The organism is Dokdonia sp. Dokd-P16 (genome assembly GCF_003095655.1).
Taxonomy (GTDB): Bacteria; Bacteroidota; Bacteroidia; order Flavobacteriales; family Flavobacteriaceae; genus Dokdonia.
Map to the genome: position 1 here is coordinate 1,843,051 of NZ_CP029151.1, position 20,693 is coordinate 1,863,743.

Annotated in this window: 17 protein-coding genes and 1 riboswitch; of the genes, 14 read left to right on the forward strand and 3 right to left on the reverse strand. The window is 38.5% G+C overall.

Translation table 11 applies throughout. From position 1 onward, the window contains the following. The first annotated feature begins 152 nt into the window (after nucleotides 1-152). Nucleotides 153-2,891 carry a TonB-dependent receptor gene (locus DCS32_RS08250; RefSeq protein ID WP_108877838.1) on the forward strand — a complete coding sequence of 913 codons (2,739 nt, stop codon included), beginning with the start codon at nucleotides 153-155 and terminating at the stop codon, nucleotides 2,889-2,891. A 97-nt stretch (nucleotides 2,892-2,988) separates the two neighbouring features. Next, a complete protein-coding gene (locus tag DCS32_RS08255; RefSeq protein ID WP_108877839.1) occupies nucleotides 2,989-3,531 on the forward strand; it encodes a CIA30 family protein in 543 nt (180 codons plus the stop codon). A 221-nt stretch (nucleotides 3,532-3,752) separates the two neighbouring features. On the opposite strand, the gene metK is transcribed toward DCS32_RS08255, so the two are convergent. Beyond that, a complete protein-coding gene (gene metK / locus DCS32_RS08260) occupies nucleotides 3,753-5,006 on the reverse strand; it encodes a methionine adenosyltransferase (RefSeq protein WP_108877840.1) in 1,254 nt (417 codons plus the stop codon). Nucleotides 5,007-5,445: 439 nt separating this feature from the next. Continuing rightward, nucleotides 5,446-5,567, forward strand: a riboswitch (SAM riboswitch). 179 nt (nucleotides 5,568-5,746) lie between these two features. On the opposite strand from metK, the gene DCS32_RS08265 reads away from it, so the two are divergent. The 7 genes from DCS32_RS08265 to metF all read left to right on the forward strand — a co-directional run bounded on the left by DCS32_RS08265 (nucleotide 5,747) and on the right by metF (nucleotide 15,032). Beyond that, nucleotides 5,747-7,039 (forward strand): O-acetylhomoserine aminocarboxypropyltransferase/cysteine synthase family protein, encoded by a 1,293-nt coding sequence (locus DCS32_RS08265; protein WP_108877841.1) that lies wholly within the window; start codon nucleotides 5,747-5,749, stop codon nucleotides 7,037-7,039. A 74-nt stretch (nucleotides 7,040-7,113) separates the two neighbouring features. Then, the gene (locus DCS32_RS08270) at nucleotides 7,114-8,091 is read left to right on the forward strand and encodes an alpha/beta fold hydrolase (RefSeq protein WP_108877842.1); all 978 of its coding nucleotides are present in this window, start codon (nucleotides 7,114-7,116) and stop codon (nucleotides 8,089-8,091) included. Continuing rightward, nucleotides 8,079-9,167, forward strand: a complete 1,089-nt coding sequence (locus DCS32_RS08275; RefSeq protein ID WP_108877843.1) for an aspartate kinase — start codon at nucleotides 8,079-8,081, stop codon at nucleotides 9,165-9,167. Before DCS32_RS08270 ends, DCS32_RS08275 begins: the two co-directional genes overlap by 13 nt. Beyond that, complete coding sequence (locus DCS32_RS08280; protein ID WP_108877844.1) at nucleotides 9,167-10,339, forward strand: trans-sulfuration enzyme family protein; 1,173 nt, start codon at nucleotides 9,167-9,169, stop codon at nucleotides 10,337-10,339. Before DCS32_RS08275 ends, DCS32_RS08280 begins: the two co-directional genes overlap by 1 nt. Next, nucleotides 10,336-11,334 carry a homocysteine S-methyltransferase family protein gene (locus DCS32_RS08285; RefSeq protein WP_108877845.1) on the forward strand — a complete coding sequence of 333 codons (999 nt, stop codon included), beginning with the start codon at nucleotides 10,336-10,338 and terminating at the stop codon, nucleotides 11,332-11,334. Before DCS32_RS08280 ends, DCS32_RS08285 begins: the two co-directional genes overlap by 4 nt. Beyond that, complete coding sequence (metH, locus tag DCS32_RS08290; RefSeq protein WP_108877846.1) at nucleotides 11,334-14,063, forward strand: methionine synthase; 2,730 nt, start codon at nucleotides 11,334-11,336, stop codon at nucleotides 14,061-14,063. The genes DCS32_RS08285 and metH overlap by 1 nt, the downstream gene beginning before the upstream one ends. Nucleotides 14,064-14,066: 3 nt before the next feature. Beyond that, the gene (gene metF / locus DCS32_RS08295) at nucleotides 14,067-15,032 is read left to right on the forward strand and encodes a methylenetetrahydrofolate reductase [NAD(P)H] (RefSeq protein WP_013750240.1); all 966 of its coding nucleotides are present in this window, start codon (nucleotides 14,067-14,069) and stop codon (nucleotides 15,030-15,032) included. Between the two features lie 22 nt (nucleotides 15,033-15,054). Here the strand turns inward: metF and DCS32_RS08300 are convergent, their stop codons facing one another. Together DCS32_RS08300 and DCS32_RS08305 are read right to left on the reverse strand one after the other, a co-directional pair. Further along, nucleotides 15,055-15,624 (reverse strand): hypothetical protein, encoded by a 570-nt coding sequence (locus DCS32_RS08300; RefSeq protein ID WP_108877847.1) that lies wholly within the window; start codon nucleotides 15,622-15,624, stop codon nucleotides 15,055-15,057. Nucleotides 15,625-15,650: 26 nt separating this feature from the next. Beyond that, nucleotides 15,651-16,790: a fibrinogen-like YCDxxxxGGGW domain-containing protein gene (locus DCS32_RS08305; protein ID WP_108877848.1), complete on the reverse strand. Its 1,140-nt coding sequence runs from the start codon at nucleotides 16,788-16,790 to the stop codon at nucleotides 15,651-15,653. Between the two features lie 255 nt (nucleotides 16,791-17,045). Between DCS32_RS08305 and DCS32_RS08310 the strand changes: the two genes are divergently transcribed. From DCS32_RS08310 to DCS32_RS08330, 5 genes are all read left to right on the forward strand, one after another. After that, nucleotides 17,046-17,471: an RrF2 family transcriptional regulator gene (locus DCS32_RS08310; protein ID WP_108877849.1), complete on the forward strand. Its 426-nt coding sequence runs from the start codon at nucleotides 17,046-17,048 to the stop codon at nucleotides 17,469-17,471. A 113-nt stretch (nucleotides 17,472-17,584) separates the two neighbouring features. Continuing rightward, the gene (locus tag DCS32_RS08315; RefSeq protein ID WP_204161766.1) at nucleotides 17,585-17,848 is read left to right on the forward strand and encodes a DUF2061 domain-containing protein; all 264 of its coding nucleotides are present in this window, start codon (nucleotides 17,585-17,587) and stop codon (nucleotides 17,846-17,848) included. After that, a complete protein-coding gene (locus tag DCS32_RS08320) occupies nucleotides 17,848-18,471 on the forward strand; it encodes a phosphoadenosine phosphosulfate reductase family protein (protein WP_108877851.1) in 624 nt (207 codons plus the stop codon). Before DCS32_RS08315 ends, DCS32_RS08320 begins: the two co-directional genes overlap by 1 nt. Nucleotides 18,472-18,483: 12 nt before the next feature. Next, nucleotides 18,484-19,383 (forward strand): sulfate adenylyltransferase subunit CysD, encoded by a 900-nt coding sequence (gene cysD / locus DCS32_RS08325; RefSeq protein WP_013750236.1) that lies wholly within the window; start codon nucleotides 18,484-18,486, stop codon nucleotides 19,381-19,383. Nucleotides 19,384-19,386: 3 nt separating this feature from the next. After that, on the forward strand, nucleotides 19,387-20,631 hold the full coding sequence (locus DCS32_RS08330) for a sulfate adenylyltransferase subunit 1 (RefSeq protein ID WP_108877852.1): 1,245 nt from the start codon (nucleotides 19,387-19,389) through the stop codon (nucleotides 20,629-20,631). Nucleotides 20,632-20,693: the final 62 nt, after the last annotated feature.

The following is a 20,693-nucleotide window of genomic DNA, read 5'->3' on the forward strand; positions in this document are numbered from 1 at the left end:
TCAGTTTGTTGAAGTTTATACGGAGCTTATCAAAAAATGAAAGCGAGCAAACAATAACATCAATCAATATAATAATCATACCTAATATCTCTTGATAACAGGTGTGACTAATCCAACCAATCCAAATGATACTAAAAAAAATAATTTTGGTAATGCTTCTCGCATTACCCTTGACGCTCTTTGCCCAGTCTATAACGCTTAGAGGCGTCGTAAAAGATTCAATAGGGTCTCCACTTGAATTAGCAAACATCATCGCTACAAATAAAGCCGAAGGGACACTTGAATCTTATGGGATAACCGATGCATCAGGACGCTACCGTCTTGATCTTACCACGGGAATTACCTATGATATTAAAGTAAGTTACTTAGGGTTGCAATCTGTAAATGAAGAAATAAACGTTGCTCAGGATGCTCAAGATATTACTAAAGATTTTACACTGAAGGAAGATCCTAATCAACTGGATAATGTGGAGTTAGTCTATGAAATGCCAGTTACCATTAAAGGTGATACCATTGTCTATAATACGGATAGTTTTACAAATGGAACAGAGCGAAAACTAGGCGATGTACTTAAAAAACTTCCAGGGATTGAAGTAAATGATGACGGCCAGATAGAGGTAGAAGGGAAGGTGGTTTCTAAAGTGATGATAGAAGGAAAAGATTTTTTTGATGGTGACTCTAAACTTGCCACCAAAAACATCCCTGCAGATGCACTTAAGAAGGTTGAGGTTCTTAAAAACTATAATGAGGTATCTCAAATGAGAGGTCTAGGTAATGATCAAGATAATGTGGCGATTAATATTAAGCTTAAGGAAGGAAAAACAAATTTCTGGTTTGGAGATCTTACAGCAGGAGCTGGTGATGGAGAGAAATTTAGATATTTAGGAAAAGCAAAGCTATTTTATTACAGCCCTAAGGGAAGTATCAATATCATAACAGATTTCAATAATACTGGAGAGGTTCCATTTACATTTAGAGACTACTTTAATTTTACCGGAGGTTTTAGAAATTTTAATCAGCGAGGAGGGACTTCTTTTAATGTAAGTGATAGCGGATTAGGATTCCTTACCACACAGAACAATCGAGCAAACGAAATTGAAACGGGTTTTGCAGCGGCCAACTTCACTTATACAATAAATCCAAAATGGGATATAAGCGGTCTTGCGTTACTTTCAGATAACAAGACAAACTTTGTAAATAACTCACTAAATACATTTATAAACCAAGGATTTACACAAGGTTTCAACGAGAGTACAGATCAGCGTAACCAGTTAGGTATGGCAAAAATGAGTTCTGTATATAAGCCTAATGCAAACTTACAGTTTGATTATGATGTGCTCGTAAAAAAGTCTAAGCAAACAGAATTTTCAGACGGTACTAGTATCGTAACACGCGATGGTGCTGTACAAGAGGATGTGGTAGATCAAGACAAGGAGAATGAGCCATTTTCTATCAATCAAAATGTAAATCTATATTACACACTTGATGAGAACAACATATTCTCAGGAACTATCCAGCATCTATATCAAGATGAAGATCCGTTTTATAACGCTACGCTTTCTCAGGAGCCATTTACCGCTCCTGACCCAGCAGATATGACAAATGAAATAAGCGCTATCGATTTTATGCTTGGCGCAAATGGTCTTTTTGATATCAACCAAAATAAAAATATTAAAACCAATAAGCTGGATGCAAAATTAGATTACTACTACATTCTTAATAAAAAGAGCAACATTAATATAACTGCTGGAACAACCTTAAGTCGCCAAGACTTTAATTCTAACTTATTTCAAATATTAGAAACCGGAACAGTAGATGATCTTACCGAGACACTGGATGGTACTATCATAGGTAATGATGTTGCATTTAACTTTAGTGATGTGTTTGTAGGACTTCACTATAAACTTAAAACGGGAATTTTTACAATTACTCCGGGATTAACATTGCACAATTATACAACAAAGAGTGAGCAACTAGGCACAACAACAGAAGATAGTGATGTGAGACTACTGCCAGACTTATTTACGGTATTAGATTTTTCTCAAGGAAAAAGCTTACGTGTAAATTACCAAATGACTGCTCAGTATACAGACGTAAATAATTTTGCCGAAGGCTTATTGTTTAATAACTACAACAGTTTGTATCGTGGTAATAGAGAGATAGAAAATGCTATCTATCACAATGCAAGTATCAATTACTTTAGCTTTAGCATGTTCAACTTTACGAGTCTCTTTGGAGGAGTAAATTATTCTCGCAGAGTAGATCCTATCAAGACTTCTGGGTCCTTTGTAGGGATAAACCAAGTAGCTAGTCCAGTAAACAACACAAACTTTGCAGATGAGACATTAAGTGCAAATGCACGTTTCTCAAAACGTTTTAAGAAGTGGAAACTTAACGTGAGTGCAAGTGGAAGCTACAGTGACCTTAATAACATTATTAATGGTGAGGATAGAAATACAAAAAACTTAACGCAGAATTATACAACGAGCGCAGAGACTAACTTCAAAGAAGCGCCAAATTTTGAAATTGGCTACAACTTTACAAGCACAAACTCTGATAATGGTGTGACAGATAGAACATTCTTTACAAACAGACCTTTTGCAAATGCAGAGTGGAATTTAGGTAAAGGATTTACAATAGGTGCAGACTGGAGTTTGTATAATTATGATGATAATGATGATAGTACAGAGATAGATAACATGTACTCTTTTCTAGAAGCAAACTTGTATTACCAGAAACCAGATAGTCAGTGGGAGTTCCGTATACAGGCTACAAATCTCTTGAATGTTGATACCATTTCAAGTAACAATGTAAATGATTTTACAATCTCAAATACAGAGTATTTTGTGCAGCCCAGAATCGCAATGTTTACGGTGAAGTATAATTTATAACGAGTATGCTAAGGCTTGTGGCTATCTAGCTCGTTAAAAGTCTTTTAAATTGAAGGATTAAGCTTTCGCGAAAGCGTAACTTTATAAAAAAAAAGCTATGAAATATCTCTTAGCCCTATTAATTACAACAGCTATGATTACCTCTCCTTTGTCTTTTAATTTTGGAACCTCTTGTGATAATTGTGACGACTGGTTCGTCGTTCTGGACGGTGTTATGGGAGGATTATCTACAGGAGAGGTGGAGCAATCTGCAGAAAGTATCATCTTTCGCGGAAGCGTAAGTCTTGAGAATAATGGAGGTTTCGCATCCTTAAGAACTCCGTATCAATCTTATGACTTATCGCGATATACCGCAGTAACTGTTCGATACAAATCTACAGGGCAAGACTTTGCACTTACGCTCAATAAGTACAAAAGATTCTGGAGACCGAATTATAAAATCAATTTACCGATAACGGAAGGTGAGTGGAAAACTGTCACTTACAATCTTTCAGATTTTGGAACATATAGACTTGGTGAACCTTTGGAAGGTCACCCAGACAAAGATGATCTAGCATCAATCATTCGCCTCGGACTGATCTCAAACACAAAAGCTGCTACAGATTTTGAGATTGAAGTAGATAAAATCGTATTCGAGTAATTAAACATCTGTCATTTCGAGCCTGTCGAGAAATCACATAACAGTAAGAAAGCCTCAGTAATTATAATCGAGTGGCAGTTGTCATTTCGAGCCTATCGAGAAATCGCATAACAGTGAGCACATATGAGTGATAATAAAACGACCTACGTCCCTAATGTTATAATGTACAACACAAAAAAAGGGAGCCGCTAGGCTCCCTTTTTTAAACATATATAAGTCAATTATAGGTTGAAAGCTTCTTTTACTTTCTCTACATAATCAAGTTTTTCCCAAGTAAATAATTCTACTTCGATATCCTTTTCTTTACCGTCAAAGCTCTTGAAGATTTTTGTAACTACTTCGTTTGTGCGTCCCATGTGTCCGTAAGCAGCAGTCTCGCTATACATAGGAGAACGTAGCTTTAACCTGCTTTCAATAGCAGCTGGTCTCATGTCAAATAGTGCAGTAACTTTTTTTGCAATCTCACCATCAGATAAGTTTACTTTAGAAGTACCGTATGTGTCTACAAAGATTCCCATAGGCTCTACAACACCAATAGCATAAGAAACTTGCACAAGAATCTCATCTGCAACTCCTGCAGCAACGAGGTTTTTTGCAATATGACGTGTTGCATAGGCAGCAGAGCGATCTACTTTTGATGGATCTTTTCCAGAAAAAGCACCACCTCCGTGAGCTCCTTTACCACCATAAGTATCTACAATAATCTTACGACCTGTAAGACCAGTATCTCCGTGAGGTCCACCTATTACAAACTTCCCAGTTGGGTTAATGTGATACTTAATATCATCATTAAAAAGGTTTGCAATATTTTCTGGTAATAAACCTACTACGCGAGGTATTAAAATATCTTGAATATCTCCACGTATGCGACCTAGCATTGCCTCGTCTTCATCAAAATCATCATGCTGTGTAGAAACTACAATAGCGTCAATACGTTGAGGTACGTTTTCATCACTATATTCTATAGTCACCTGCGCTTTTGCGTCTGGGCGTAAATAAGTAATCTCGTCATCTTCACGACGTAGGTTACCTAGTTCAATAAGTAATTTATGAGAAAGCTCAAGTGCCAGTGGCATAAAGTTTTCTGTCTCCTTAGTAGCGTAGCCAAACATCATTCCTTGATCTCCTGCTCCTTGCTCTTCCTTAGTATCGCGATCTACACCACGATTAATATCGTCAGACTGCTCGTGTATGGCAGATAATACACCACAAGAGTTTCCGTCAAACATGTATTCACCTTTCGTATAACCTATTTTATTAATGGTCTCACGAGCGATTTTTTGAACATCTAAGTAAGCACTAGATCTCACTTCACCAGCAAGTACTACTTGTCCAGTGGTAACTAGGGTTTCGCAAGCAACTTTAGATTGGGGATCAAAAGCGAGGAAATTATCAATAAGCGCATCAGAAATCTGATCTGCAACTTTATCTGGGTGTCCTTCAGAAACAGATTCTGAGGTAAATAAATAAGCCATTTTTTAATTTTTTGTCAAGAAGTAGATTTGACGTGTGCTGGGTAGAAACATAACATAAGAAACGTTAAAGTCTTATGTTTGATTTTAGCCATTTTTTAATGAGGTTGCAAGCAGTCAAATCTGTCCTCGTAATTATGCCACAAAGGTAAAGAAACTTTAATAATATAAACAATCCATTATCCTACCAATTTAGTAGGGTTATGTTATTGTTTTGTGAAAATTGAGATGGCAAATTTAAACGTCTCACTATCTCAATTAGAATATTATACTGTAAAAATTATTAAGACTGAATATTTTACTGAAAGAATGATTTTTATAAAACTTTTTAGAAAAATATTCTAAAAAGTTTGCTTTTGTACAATTGTTTTTACAATATTTGTGCTCACAAAGTTCAATGACAGTTCAGATTTTCGCGAAAGCGGAATAATGAACAGAATAAATGTTATCAAGAAAGGCTGAGGGAATGACCCTATGAAGCCTTAGCAACCCTTTCATTTAGAAAGAAGGTGCTACATTCTACCCAAGAATCGCTCATTACCGAAACTTGAGGATAGATAACATCGAGCAAGTACCTCACGGGTATGTGCTTATGTTTTTTCTTATAATATTTTTCTTTAAACATTTCCTCGACCTTGAGATAAGGGTTCGTATTGGAAATATTTGGCTTTTGTTTTTAATCCGTTCACACGAAGTGAATCGCTAAAATTAATCCTAGTAGTACTGGGACAAAAAAGAGAAAAATGAGTACACAAAAATTGGCAACCAAAGCGTTGCACGCAGGACACGATTATGCAGCAAATGGAGGAACTCGAGCGGTGCCTATCTACCAGAGCACGGCTTATGTTTTTAAAGATGCAGACCATGCAGCAAACCTATTTAACCTGTCTGAGCCAGGTTTTATTTACACACGTCTCAATAACCCTACAAATGACGTGCTGGAAAAACGCCTTACAGAGATAGAGGGCGGACTAGCAGCCGTCGTGACCGCCTCAGGAACTGCGGCAATTAACACTACATTACTTACGTTACTAAAGCAGGGAGATCACATTGTAGCTTCTAGTAGTCTTTACGGAGGCACATGGAATCTTCTGAGTGTGACATTACCACGTTTTGGGATTACAACCACTTTTGTAGATCCTTCAGATCCTCAAAATTTTGAGAAGGCAGCCCAAGAAAATACGAGAGCTTTCTTTGTAGAGTCATTAGGTAATCCTAAGCTTGACGTATTAGATTTAAAAGGTATTTCCGCTTTCGCGAAAGCGCACAAAGTCCCTTTCATTGTAGATAACACCGTAGCAACACCAGCGCTACTCAACCCTATCGAGCACGGTGCAGATATCGTGATTCACTCACTTACAAAGTATATAAACGGTAACGGTACCGCACTAGGCGGAGTTATTATAGATGCAGGTAAATTTGATTGGAGTAATGGTAAGTTCCCAGAATTTACAGAGCCTTCCGCAGGATATCATGGCTTAGTTTACTGGGATGTGATTAAGGAAGCATCGTTTATTGCAAAAGTGCGTATAGAAGGATTGCGTGATCATGGTGCCGCTTTGAGTCCATTTAATGCATTCCAAATCTTACAAGGTCTAGAAACACTAGAACTTAGGTTACAGAAACATTCAAAAAATGCCCTTGAACTTGCAGAGTGGTTGCAAACTCGTGATGAGGTGGCATGGGTAAATTATCCAGGTCTTGCTTCTAGTAAGTACAACGACCTTGCAAAACAATATTTGCCTAAAGGACAGAGCGGAATTGTGACCTTTGGTGTAAAAGGAGGTTTTGAGAGTGCAAAAACAATCTCAAATGAAACTAAACTTTTCTCACTGCTAGCAAATATAGGAGATAGTAAATCGCTTATAATTCACCCTGCAAGTACAACCCATCAACAGCTTAGTGATGAGGATCAAGTAAGCACAGGCGTGACTAAAGATTTAATACGTCTTTCTGTAGGTCTTGAGGATATAGCAGATTTAAAAGAAGATCTCGTGGCAGCATTTGCGCGAGTAGATAAAAACGTCTTAGTGTAATTAATCTTAGTTAATTAATTAGTGCGGGAGTCCCCTGTTCATAGGGACTCCCTTTTTTAATCTACAGATAGGCTATGCTTTCACACATTGATTTACAAGATTTTAAAACATACTCGGGATACACTTGTCATTTACATGTTACGTATCAATTGTTTGGTGAGCCATTAGGTACAGCGCCTGTCGTGCTCGTAAATCATGCGCTTACGGGAAACTCTTCTATAACTGGAGAAAACGGTTGGTGGAGTGATTTGATTGGTAGAAATAAAGCGATTGATACAAGTTGCTATACCATACTTGCGATGGATATTCCTGGGAATGGTTATGATAATAATCAAAATCATCTAGTGCTTAATTATAAAGCATTTACTAATAGCGATATTGCAAAGGTTCAAATTACATTACTTGAGCATTTAAATATTAAAAAACTCTTTGCCATAATAGGAGGTTCGCTTGGTGGTCAGATTGCTTGGGAACTTGCAACACAAAGACCTAATCTAGCAGAGCACCTTATCCCAATAGCAACGGACTGGAAAGCGACCGACTGGGTCATTGCACAATGCCACATTCAAGATAGTTTATTGAATCATTCTCAGAGACCTATCTATGATGCACGCATTCATGCGATGACTTTTTATCGCACGCCTGCCTCTTTTAAAGAAAAATTTAATCGCACCAAAAAAGAAGATTCACTATATAATATTCAAAGTTGGCTAGATCATCACGGCAAGCGATTGTCAGAACGATTTTCTATTGCTTCTTATAAATTAATGAATCAATTATTGCTTGCGGCAGATATTACAAAGGGTAAACAAAGCTTCAATGAAGCAGTGAGCCAACTTACAGCAAAAGTGCACCTTGTCGCAATAGATACCGACGGACTTTTTCTAGCAGATGAGATATATGATACACACCTTGCGCTGCAAGAAGCGGGAATTACGTCTAGCTATCATGAGATAAATTCCATCCACGGTCACGATGCCTTTTTAATTGAATACGAGCAGCTCGCTGCTATCGTACAACCTATTTTTCAAAAACAGTTATGTCACAAATAAATATAGTAATCTTTGGGATCGGTAATGTGGGGAGCACGCTTATCACACAGATCACAGATTTTAATAAAAAAACAACAAATAGAAAGCTCAACATTTTTTGTATAGCAAATTCTAAGTTGGCGCTATTTAAAGATAACGTCACTTCTGGCTGGAGTTCTAATTTTGAGACCGCAGCGCAGCCGTATACGCTTGAAGATATTTACGCTTTCGCGAAAAAGTTAAAGGAGCAAAAAAGTCATGAGCATGAGCAAGAACAAGAATTTGTAGCAGTAGATGTAACGGCTAGCGCAACCTTTGCAAATAATTACATAGACCTCGTGGAACATGGTTTTCATATTGTTACAGCAAACAAAGTTGCAAACACACTGTCATACGATTTCTATAAAAAGTTGAGAGCTTCGCTTACACTTAATAAGAAGAAATTTGGTTACGAAACAAACGTTGGAGCCGGATTACCAATTATAGAAACCATTAAAAACCTCTATGAAAGTGGAGAAGAGATCCATAAGATACGAGGAGTCTTTTCTGGATCATTAAGTTACTTGTTCAATAATTTTTCTAAGGAAGATAAAGACTTTTCAGACATATTATTAGAAGCAGACGCACTTGGACTTACTGAGCCAGACGCAAGAGAAGACCTTTCGGGGAAAGATGTTGCTCGCAAGTTATTAATACTAAGTAGAGAGATAGGCCTTGCAAAGGAGTTTGGAGATGTAAAAATCCAATCTTTAGTGCCTAAGGAACTTAATGGAAAAACTACTTTATCACAGTTTCGCGAAAGCGTAAAAACACTTGACACCATTTTTACAGAGAGTAAAAGGAACCTTGCAAACAATGAGGTGCTACGTCACGTGGGAGAACTCAATGTCAAAACGCAAGAACTCGAGGTAAAACTAGTACAAGAATCTAAGTTTACAGCACTAGGTCAAACGCAAGGAGCAGATGCTGTTTTTGAGATTTATACCGCTTCATATGGTGATCAGCCGCTTGTGATTCAAGGCGCGGGAGCTGGTAAAGCAGTAACGGCAAGAGGTGTTTTAAGCGATATAATTAAGATAACGCAAAGCCTCAATTAATGAGCAAGCATCACCCAGAAACACTTGCCATACGCACGCAGCTTGAGCGCTCTGTGCATCAAGAGCATGCCGCGCCGGTATATCTCACTTCGAGTTTTGTGTTTGATAGCGCCGAAGAAATGAGAGCCTCTTTTGCCGAAGAAAAAAAGCGCAACATCTACAGCCGTTACACAAACCCTAACTGTGCAGAGCTGGTGGAAAAAATCTGTTTGCTAGAAGGCGCAGAGCAAGGCGTGACTTTTGCAACTGGGATGAGTGCTATCTTTAGCACGTTTGCCGCCTTACTTGATAGTGGTGATCATATACTTTCGGCGAGAGCGATTTTTGGGAATACGCACACATTATTTACAAAACACCTACCTAAATGGGGAATCACTCATACCTACTTTGATATTACTGAGCTAGACGAAATCTCCTCAAAAATAAAGCCTAACACAAAAATCATATATGTAGAGTCTCCTACAAATCCGGCTACAGAAATTGCAGACTTAGAACGTCTGGGAGCGCTTGCGCAAAAGCATAATCTCATATTTATAGTAGATAATTGTTTTGCAACACCGTATCTACAGCAGCCTATACACTATGGAGCCGACCTTGTAATACATTCTGCAACAAAATTACTGGATGGTCAGGGACGCACCATGGGAGGAATCACCGTGGGAAGTGCGCAATTAGTAGATACAATATATCGATTTGCAAGGGCAACGGGACCTGCATTATCTCCATTTAATGCGTGGACAATTTCAAAAAGTCTTGAGACACTAGCGGTACGCGTGGAGCGTCATTGTGACAATGCTCACGAGCTCGCTATGTCCCTCGAATCTCACGGTAAAGTCAAGCAGGTGCGCTACCCATTTTTGCCATCGCATCCGCAGTATGAACTTGCTCAAAAGCAAATGAAAGCTGGTGGAAATATTGTCACCATTGAGATACACGGAGGTTTAGAAAAAGGACGTGACTTTCTGGATGCTATCACAATGTGTTCCCTCACGGCAAATCTGGGAGACACTAGAACAATCGTAAGTCATCCTGCAAGTACAACTCATGGAAAATTGTCAAAAGACGAGCGTGAAGCCGTAGGAATCACAGATGGATTAATCCGTATTTCTGTGGGTCTAGAACATATTGAAGATATTAAAAGTGACATTTTTCAAGCTCTTAATCAATTATGAAAAGCCAACTCACATGCGCATTAGAAGAAAGAATCTTGGTTCTTGATGGAGCTATGGGAACTATGCTGCAAGCATATAACTTCTCTGAAGAAGATTTTAGAGGAGAGCGCTTTAAGGATTTTCACCTCTCTGTAAAAGGAAATAACGATATGCTGTCACTTACACAGCCTGCTGCGATTGCAGATGTGCATCGCAAGTATTTTGAAGCAGGAGCAGATATTGTGGAGACTAACACCTTCTCAAGTACCACCATCGCAATGGCAGATTATGAGATGGAGGAGTACGTGTATGATTTAAATTACGCTTCCGCGAAAATTGCTAAGGAAGTTGCTCAGTCTTTTACAGAAAAAGAACCGCACAAACCAAGATTTGTAGCAGGAAGTATAGGGCCTACAAACAAAACAGCAAGCATGTCTCCAGATGTAAATGATCCAGGATTTCGTGCAGTGAGCTTTGAAGAACTCAGAGTAGCTTATAAACAACAAGTAGAAGCCTTACTAGACGGAGGTGTGGATATGTTGCTTGTAGAAACGGTGTTTGATACCCTTAATGCAAAAGCTTGTCTTTTTGCAATAGAGGAAGTAAAAGAAGAACGGAACTCAGACATACCAATTATGGTGAGTGGTACGATTACAGATGCATCTGGACGCACGCTTTCTGGGCAAACGGCAGAAGCTTTTTTGATTTCTATCTCTCACATTCCACTACTTAGTGTTGGTTTTAATTGTGCGCTAGGAGCTTCTCAATTACAACCGCATCTAGAAGCAATAGCAAATGTTACTAGCTACGGGATTTCTGCTCATCCCAATGCTGGCTTGCCTAATGCCTTTGGTGAGTATGATGAAACACCAGAACAAATGGCGACGCAGATTAAAAAATATATCGACAAAGATCTTGTGAATATAGTGGGTGGTTGTTGTGGCACTACACCTGCTCACATTAAAGCTATTGCTCAACTTGTAAAAGGAGTGACTCCACGATCAATAACCTTATAATGAATACTACACCCAGATATATGCGCCTTTCAGGTTTAGAGCCACTAATAATTACTTCAGAAAGTAATTTTATAAATGTGGGTGAACGTACAAATGTGGCGGGTTCAAAGAAATTTTTGCGGCTTATAAAAGAAGAGAAATTTGACGAGGCACTATCTGTCGCTAGAGATCAAGTAGAAAATGGCGCTCAAATTATAGATATCAATATGGACGACGGCCTTATTGATGGAAAGGAGGCGATGGTTAGGTTTTTAAACCTAGTCATTGCAGAGCCAGACATCTCTCGTGTTCCTATAATGATAGACAGTTCAAAGTGGGAAATCATAGAAGCTGGTCTTCAAGTCGTACAAGGGAAGTGCGTAGTAAATTCTATAAGTCTTAAAGAGGGTGAGACGCAATTTATAGAGCAAGCAAAAAAAATAAAACGATACGGTGCTGCCGTAGTGGTTATGGCTTTTGATGAGGTGGGACAGGCAGATAATTATAAGCGTCGTATTGAGATTTCAAAACGTAGTTACGAGATTTTGGTTAATGAAGTCAATTTCCTGCCAGAAGACATCATTTTTGATCTTAATATTTTTCCAGTGGCGACGGGAATGGACGAGCATAAACGCAATGCGTTAGATTTTATAGAAGGCACGCGATGGGTAAGAGATAATTTACCTCATTGTTCTGTAAGTGGTGGGGTGAGTAATGTTTCTTTTAGTTTTAGAGGTAACAACGCAGTGCGCGAGGCAATGCATTCTGTGTTTTTATATCATGCGATAAAGGCCGGGATGAATATAGGTATTGTAAACCCTGCTATGCTGGAGATTTACGATAACATTCCAGAAGATTTATTGGTGCGTGTAGAAGATGTAATTCTCAATAGAAGAGATGATGCAACAGAACGACTACTAGCATTTGCAGAAACTGTAGGTCAAAAAGAAATTACAGAAAAGGAGACGGAAGCCTGGAGAACAGAAGATATCCAAAGTCGTATCACCAGAGCACTTGTAAAAGGAATAGATGCCTACATTCTAGAAGATGTAGAAGAAGCCCGCTTATCTGTCGATGCTCCTATTAAAGTGATAGAAGGTCACTTAATGAGTGGGATGAACGTAGTAGGAGACTTGTTTGGAAGTGGGAAGATGTTTTTGCCTCAGGTGGTTAAATCGGCCAGGGTAATGAAGAAAGCCGTTGCCTACTTGTTACCTTTTATAGAGGAAGAGAAACTTAAAAATGGAACTTCTGGCAGTAATCAAAGTGCGGGTAAAATCCTCATGGCTACCGTAAAAGGTGATGTACATGACATAGGTAAGAATATTGTTTCTGTAGTGCTTGCTTGCAATAATTATGAGATTATCGACCTAGGTGTGATGGTCTCACCAGAAAAAATCATCCACACAGCCATTGCTGAAAATGTAGATGTAATAGGGCTTAGTGGTTTGATTACGCCTAGTCTTGATGAGATGGTATATCTAGCTAAAGAGTTGCAACGTCTAGATATTAAAATTCCAGTGTTAATAGGCGGTGCAACCACGAGCAAAGCACACACCGCTGTAAAAATTGATACTCATTATAACAATGCGGTGGTACACGTAAATGATGCAAGTAGAGCAGTAACTATTGTAGGTGATTTATTAAAGAAAGACTCAAGTATTCTTTTTAAAGATCAATTAAAAAATGAGTATGCACGCTTTCGCGAAAATTTTAACTCAAGACAACGCATTAAGGAATACGTGACGATTGAGCAGGCGAGAGCAAATAAATTAGAAATAACTTTTAAAGCCGAAGATATTGTCGCTCCAAAAGAACTAGGTGTACAAGTGATTGAACATTTAGACCTGAAGAAACTGATGCCTTTTATAGATTGGAGTCCGTTTTTTAGAAGTTGGGATTTACATGGTAAGTATCCAGAAATTTTGACAGATGAGGTGGTGGGAACACAAGCCAGCGAACTATTTGCAGACGCACAACAAATGCTCCAGCAAATTATTGACGAGAAGTGGCTCACTGCAAAGGCAACTTTTGGGCTGTTTAAAGCAAACGCAAATAACCAAGATGATATTGTAATTCCCCCAACCCCCGAAGGGAGCTTTGAGCAAGATGATAAAAAGTCTCCTTTCGAAGCTGGAGGAGTCATTTTCCGAACGTTACGCCAGCAATCCAAAAAGGCAGCAGGAAAGCCAAATATTTCACTATCAGATTTTATAGCTCCGCTTGAAAGTGGTATTCAAGATTATATAGGCGCCTTTTGTGTTACGACAGGATTTGGAACAGCCGAAAAAGCAAAAGAGTTTGAAGAAGCCCTAGATGACTATAGTGCCATCATGATTAAAGCACTTGCAGACAGACTCGCCGAAGCCTTTGCCGAGTGTTTACACAAGGAAGTGCGTACAACATACTGGGGATATGCTAACAAAGAAGCGCTAGCCAATACAGATCTAATTAAAGAAAAATACCAAGGAATACGTCCAGCGCCAGGTTATCCGGCTTGTCCAGATCACCTTGAGAAAGAGACTATTTGGAAGTTGCTTGGTGTGGAAGAGTCAATAGGTGTTTCACTTACCGAAAGTTTGGCAATGTGGCCTGCGGCAAGTGTAAGTGGTTATTATTTTGGGCATCCTGAGGCAAGGTATTTCGGGCTAGGAAAAATAAAAGAAGATCAAGTAAAGGACTATGCGAGCCGTAAAAATATTGCTTTCGCGAAAGCGGAAAAATGGCTCACCCCAAATATAGCAGAGTAGATTATGACAAAAGTAAGAGACCACATAGCAAAGGCAATAGAAGAGAAGAGAACCGATTTTTCATTTGAAATATTGCCGCCTCTTAAGGGCCAAAATATCAATACCATTTTTGATAACATAGATCCGCTTATGGAATTTAAGCCTCCTTTTATAGATGTAACCTACCATCGTGAGGAATACATTTATAAAGAGCGAGAAGATGGATTGCTAGAGAAAAAGGTGGTGCGAAAACGCCCAGGAACAGTGGGGATTTGTGCAGCAATCCAAAACCGCTATCAGGTAGATGCAGTGCCGCACGTACTTTGCGGAGGTTTTTCTAAAGAAGATACTGAGAATTTTTTGATAGATATGGATTTTCTAGGTATTGAAAACGTGATGGCTTTACGTGGTGATGCAGTTAAGAGTGAAACTTACTACAAGCCCAATAAAAATGGAAATATCTATGCACAAGACCTCGTAGAGCAAATTATAGACTTAAATAATGGCACCTACCTAGATGAAGATTTGCAGAATAGCGCCAAAACAGATTTTTGCATAGGAGTAGCGGGTTATCCGGAAAAGCACCTAGAAGCTCCAAGTCTAGAAAGTGATATTCATTTTTTAAAGAAAAAGTTAGAAGCTGGGGCCTGTTATGTGGTAACTCAAATGTTTTTTGATAATCAGAAGTACTTTGACTTTGTAGATAAGTGTAGAGCCGCAGGTATTACAAAACCTATTATACCAGGTCTCAAGCCGCTGGCGACAAAGAAGCAACTCAATTTAATTCCGCAACGCTTTAGTGTAGATGTTCCAGATGCATTAGTGATGGAAGTTGTAAACGCAAAAGATGCTGCAGCCATTCGGCAAGTAGGGATAGAGTGGTGTATCCAGCAAAGTAAGGAGCTCAAAGCCGCAGGAGTCCCCGTGCTTCATTACTATTCTATGGGTAAAAGTGATAATATTAGACAGATAGCAGCGGCTGTTTTCTAAGTTATGGTGTTAAAAGTTGCCATTAGTTTACAACAATAGTGGCAGTACAAGTGCTTGGACTTCCATCTAGCGTGATGGTAAACGCATCTGTTTGGTTTGTTATAGGAGTGCCAGAGGCAGCTAGTGTAATGGTATTCATTCCCAAATTAGGAAAGATGCCTGTAGCACTAAAGCTATAGCCATTGGTGGTATTTGTACTTATCATATAGGATGCTATAACTTTAACAAGCACATCAATAGTGATGGTGTTAGTCGTGTTAAGAGAATTACCACTTGTGTAAGTACCATTTATAATGGTTGATGCACATTCTAGGGTGTTCTCACCACGTTCGGCAAGGCAGGTAGACCATGAAGTTCCCTTGTAGTATTGAAAACAATGATCATCACTATTATATATAAAGAGTCCAGCTGTAGGTGAGGCTATTGCGTCACGCTCTTGGGTGGTTAATGCAGGGAGTAGGACTCCTTTGTCTTTAGATACTATATCTAGCGCAGCAGATGGGTCTGGAGATGTGGTGTTAATGCCTATTTGAGTAAAGCTTATGGTAGACCATAACAATGATATGATGAATGTGAAGGTAGTTTTTGACATGTTCTAAATTTTAGCAGACGGCATCATTATCTAACGTATAGTTGTACCTCATTAACTGCAGTACCATTTGACGGAAGTCCACCATTCCAAGGATTTCTACTACCTATTGAATAAAACCAATTTCCAAAACCTACAGAGCCATCAAGGTATGTATTACCTCCAGACCCTTCCAGTCCTCCCCAACCATTTTGAGTCATATCAATACTAATCGGCACGTAACCAGCTACGGGGCTTGTGCCAGGTCCACTTCGTGGATCAAAATCTTGTTTCCAGTGGTTTCTTAAATTGAATGTAGGATAGTAGATTCTAAACTCATAATCGCTATCACTTTTAAGGTCATCTAGTCTACTCAAAATCGAGTATTTAGGAGTTGTGAGTCCTGGTAATAGAACATTGAACTCACTGGCTTGGGTGTCATTTAGCCAATATCCTCCTGCAATATTATGATTAAAGACAAGAGTCCAGCCCCCACCGTCATTTGTCATATCACAGTAACAGTCGTATGGTGCCAGAGGCCCAGCGCCATCTGTATCAATAGTGTAAATTCCATCAGCTGTTTCCCCTGCATTCAGATATTCTAAGCAATTCTTAAGTATGGAATCTGTAGTGACGTCTACAGTACATAAATTGGAATTTCCAGCGAGGGATATTGTAAAAGTATCTGTTTGAGTAATAAGCGGTATGCCAACACCAGTTAGCGTAACACTTGTTAAACCTGCATTTGTAAATACTCCTGCTCCCGTAAAACTATAACCATTTACGGTATTTGTTGTAATCAAATAAGGGCCTACTACATTTACTAGGACATCTATGGTGATAGTGCCATTACCAGCAAGAGGAACTCCTGTGGCAAAAGTTCCATTTGCTATTGGAGAAGTACAATCTAAGGAAGTGGTAGGGGCTTCGGCAAGGCAATCAGACCATCCAGTTGCTTTATAAAATTGAAAGCAAGTACTATCTGTATTATAAATAAATAATCCTTCTGCAGGTGAAACAATAGCATCCCTCTCTACGGCTGTCATTCTAGGTAGTAATAATCCACGATTAGAAGATGATATATCAAGAGCCGATGATGGATCTGGGTTTGTAGTATTTATACCAACTTGCGCATTAGAATAAGAGATAGATAATGCAAAAAGGAATAAAAAAAAGAAATTTTTAAACATTTAATGAAGTTGAGGGATTTTTCTTTTATCAAAAATAAAGGTTCTTTATGTACTTGTAATAAATAAGTTAGGGGAATTTTGTAAAATTTTTTCGGTGTGAATAGTGTATGATTTTTCGGTGTCGTTAAACATTTTAAAGCTCACGATGAGATAGAATTATTTTAGAATTAATATTCAATACGTGTATGCCGGTATTTTTTAATTATAAATTATCCCTATTTCTAAGTAGAGTTTTTTAGTACTTTCGTTTTAGATATGCTTTCGCGAAAAACTAAATACGGCATTAAAGCCCTAACGTACATTGCCCGTGAACAACGGGAAGATGCTTTGGTGCAAATAGGCACCATTGCTGAAAGTGAAAATATCTCTCAAAAATTCCTTGAAAGCATTATGCTTACGCTTAAAAAAGCGGGCTTCGTATCCAGCCGAAAAGGTAAAGGTGGTGGATACCAACTGCGTCGTGAGCCTAAGGATATCAAAATGGTTGAGGTCATGAGAGTACTTGAAGGACCCGTTGCCATGCTGCCATGTGTATCTCTCAATTATTATGAACGTTGTGCAGATTGTAAAGATGAGGATGCATGTTCTGTTCATAGTTTAATGATACAAATAAGAGATAACACACTTCTTGTGTTAGAGAAGAATACGCTTGCAGACCTTGTAGCGGCTGCTAGTTCGTAGTACTATTCACTCGCTTTTTTCTTTAAAACAACAATTATTCTTGTTAACCTAAGTTAATAATTTTACATTTGCCGATTAACCCTAGTAATCCGATAGGAATAAATAATTCTGAAATGATTATCGATTCGCTTGTTTTAAAACAATCAAAAAATACTTCTAAAGAGAAAACTCCTGCTTCGGCAGAAAAACCTATGCGCAGTATTGTGAAGTCCATAAGCTGGAGAGCAATAGGGACACTTGATACAATCGCTATTTCGTGGTTTGTAACTGGTACGCTAGCCTTAGCGTTGAGTATAGGGGCAGTAGAATTAGTATCAAAAATGGCGCTCTACTTTTTCCATGAGCGTGTTTGGAATTTAATAAAATGGGGAAAATAATGAAGTTTACTCAAGAGCAAATAACACAATTTAATAGTGATTTAAAATCACAAAGCCCGTCAGATATTGTAAAATGGGCATTAGAACATGCTGAAAAACCTGTAATAACAACAAATTTCAGGCCTTATGAGGCAGCCATCTTACACGTGGTTTCTCAAGAGTTCGATAAGATTAATGTAGTATGGTGTGATACAGGTTACAATACTCCAGAAACCTATAAACATGCAGAAGAGGTTATTAATCAACTAGCACTTTCTATTGACTTATATGTACCACAACAAACCCGTGCTCATCGTGATGTAGTGATGGGTAATCCTTCGGTTGCAGATGAAAGTCATAAAGAATTTACAGAACAGGTGAAATTAGAGCCTTTCCGTAGAGCTATGGAAGTACATAAGCCAGATGTGTGGTTTACTAATTTAAGACAAGGGCAAACGGCACATAGAGATAACCTAGATATTTTAAGTTTAAGTAAAGATGGCGTTCTTAAAGTAAGCCCTTTTTATTATTGGTCAGATAGTGAGTTAGACAAGTACTTAATAGATCATAAGTTGCCTAATGAACATAGTTATAATGACCCAACAAAAGTATTAGAACATAGAGAATGTGGTTTACATCTCTAAGCAGAGAGATATATGAAAGAGATATTAAAGACTAATGCACTCGAGAGTGAGTCCATTTATATATTTAGAGAGGTAGTTGCTCAGTTTGAAAATCCAGTGTTGTTATTTTCTGGAGGAAAAGATAGTATCACCTTGGTGAGGCTTGCTCAAAAAGCATTTTACCCAGCTGCGATTCCTTTTCCATTATTACATGTGGATACGGGTCACAACTTTCCAGAGACCATCAAATTTCGAGATGATCTAGTAAAGGAACTTGGACTCAATTTAATTGTACGCAATGTGCAAGACGCAATTGATCAAGGGAAAGTGACAGAAGAAACTGGTAAATATGCTAGTAGAAATAGTCTACAAACAACTACATTACTTGATGCTATTGAGGAGTTTAAGTTTGATGCATGTATTGGTGGCGCTCGTCGCGATGAGGAAAAGGCACGAGCAAAAGAGCGTATTTTTTCCGTACGAGATGATTTTGGACAGTGGGATGAAAAAAATCAGCGACCAGAATTATTTGACTTGCTCAACGGTAATATAGAATTGGGACAAAACGTGCGCGTTTTTCCTATCTCAAACTGGACAGAACTTGACGTGTGGAGCTACATACAACAAGAACAAATTGAAATTCCAAGTATTTACTTTTCACACACAAGAAAAACGTTTGAGCGTGATGGGATGATATGGAGTGCTTCAGATTGTGTGTATAGAGATGACAATGAAGAGGTAGAAGATCGTGTAGTGCGTTTTAGAACCGTAGGTGATATGACATGTACTGCCGCTGTAGCTTCTGAGGCAATTACCATCCAACAGATAGTAAACGAAATTAAAGTAAGCCGTATTTCAGAACGTGGAGCTCGTATAGATGATAAACGAAGTGAGGCAGCAATGGAAAAACGTAAACAACAAGGTTATTTTTAGATTATGGAAGTATTGAAACTGGCAACTGCTGGAAGTGTAGATGATGGAAAGAGTACTTTAATAGGTAGGTTGTTATACGACACGCAATCACTTACTGATGATAAACTTGAGGCTATAGAAAAAAGCAGTAAAAAGTTAGGGTATGATTACCTAGACTTTTCACTCGCGACAGATGGATTAGTGGCAGAGCGTGAGCAAGGAATCACGATTGATGTAGCACACATTTATTTTTCGACACCTACTAAAAGTTATATTATAGCAGACAGCCCTGGGCATGTAGAGTATACTCGTAATATGATTACAGGAGCGTCAAATGCTGCTGTTTCTATTATTCTTATAGATGCTAGAAAAGGCGTTATCGAGCAAACATTTAGGCATTTCTTTATTAATGCGCTTTTACAAGTTAAGCACGTGGTAATTGCAGTAAATAAAATGGACTTGGTAGATTATGATCAGTCTGTTTTTGATAGTATTAAAAATGACATTGATGCACTTCGAGCAAAGAGTGGTTATAAAGATCAAGAGATAACGTTTATTCCTATAAGTGCACTTACAGGTGATAATGTGGCTTCCGCTTCCGCGAAAATGGGCTGGTATGAAGGACCATCTATTTTAGGGTATTTAGAAAACGTAACACCAGAAGCAGCTAGCGATACGCCTATGCGTTTTCCAGTACAATCGGTAATACGACCAAAAACCAATGCATTTCATGATTTTAGAGGGTATGCGGGTAAGGTGTATGGAAGTTCAATAGCAGTAGGAGACGAGATAACGGTACTGCCTAGTTTGAAATCTTCAAAGGTTCAAGACATATTCAGCTACAAAGATTCTTATAAAGAAGCCCAAGCGGGTAATTCTATAACACTCACGCTAGAAGACGATATTAATGTCACTAGAGGTGATGTCATTGTGAAGTCTACCGAGGTGCCTCAACAAACCAAAGAGCTTACAGCAACCGTATGCTGGATGGATGACATGGTGCTTACGGCGGGTAAAAAGTACGAGCTACAGCACACAACGCAGCGCATACTTGCAAAGGTGTCTCAAATACAAGAAATCATCCCTACAGATTTTTCTACACCAGAAGCTGGCGCAAGTGAAGTAACAATTAATGAAATTGCAACGGTACATTTTAAACTTGCCAAATCACTTTTTTATGATCGTTATACAGATCATAAACAAGGAGGTTCATTTATTATCATAGACCCTATTACAAATACAACAGCTGGAGTAGGGTTTATACAGTAAACCAATCATCATAGTATGTAAAAAATAAAGCCCATTCTTTTAAAGAATGGGCTTTATCATTA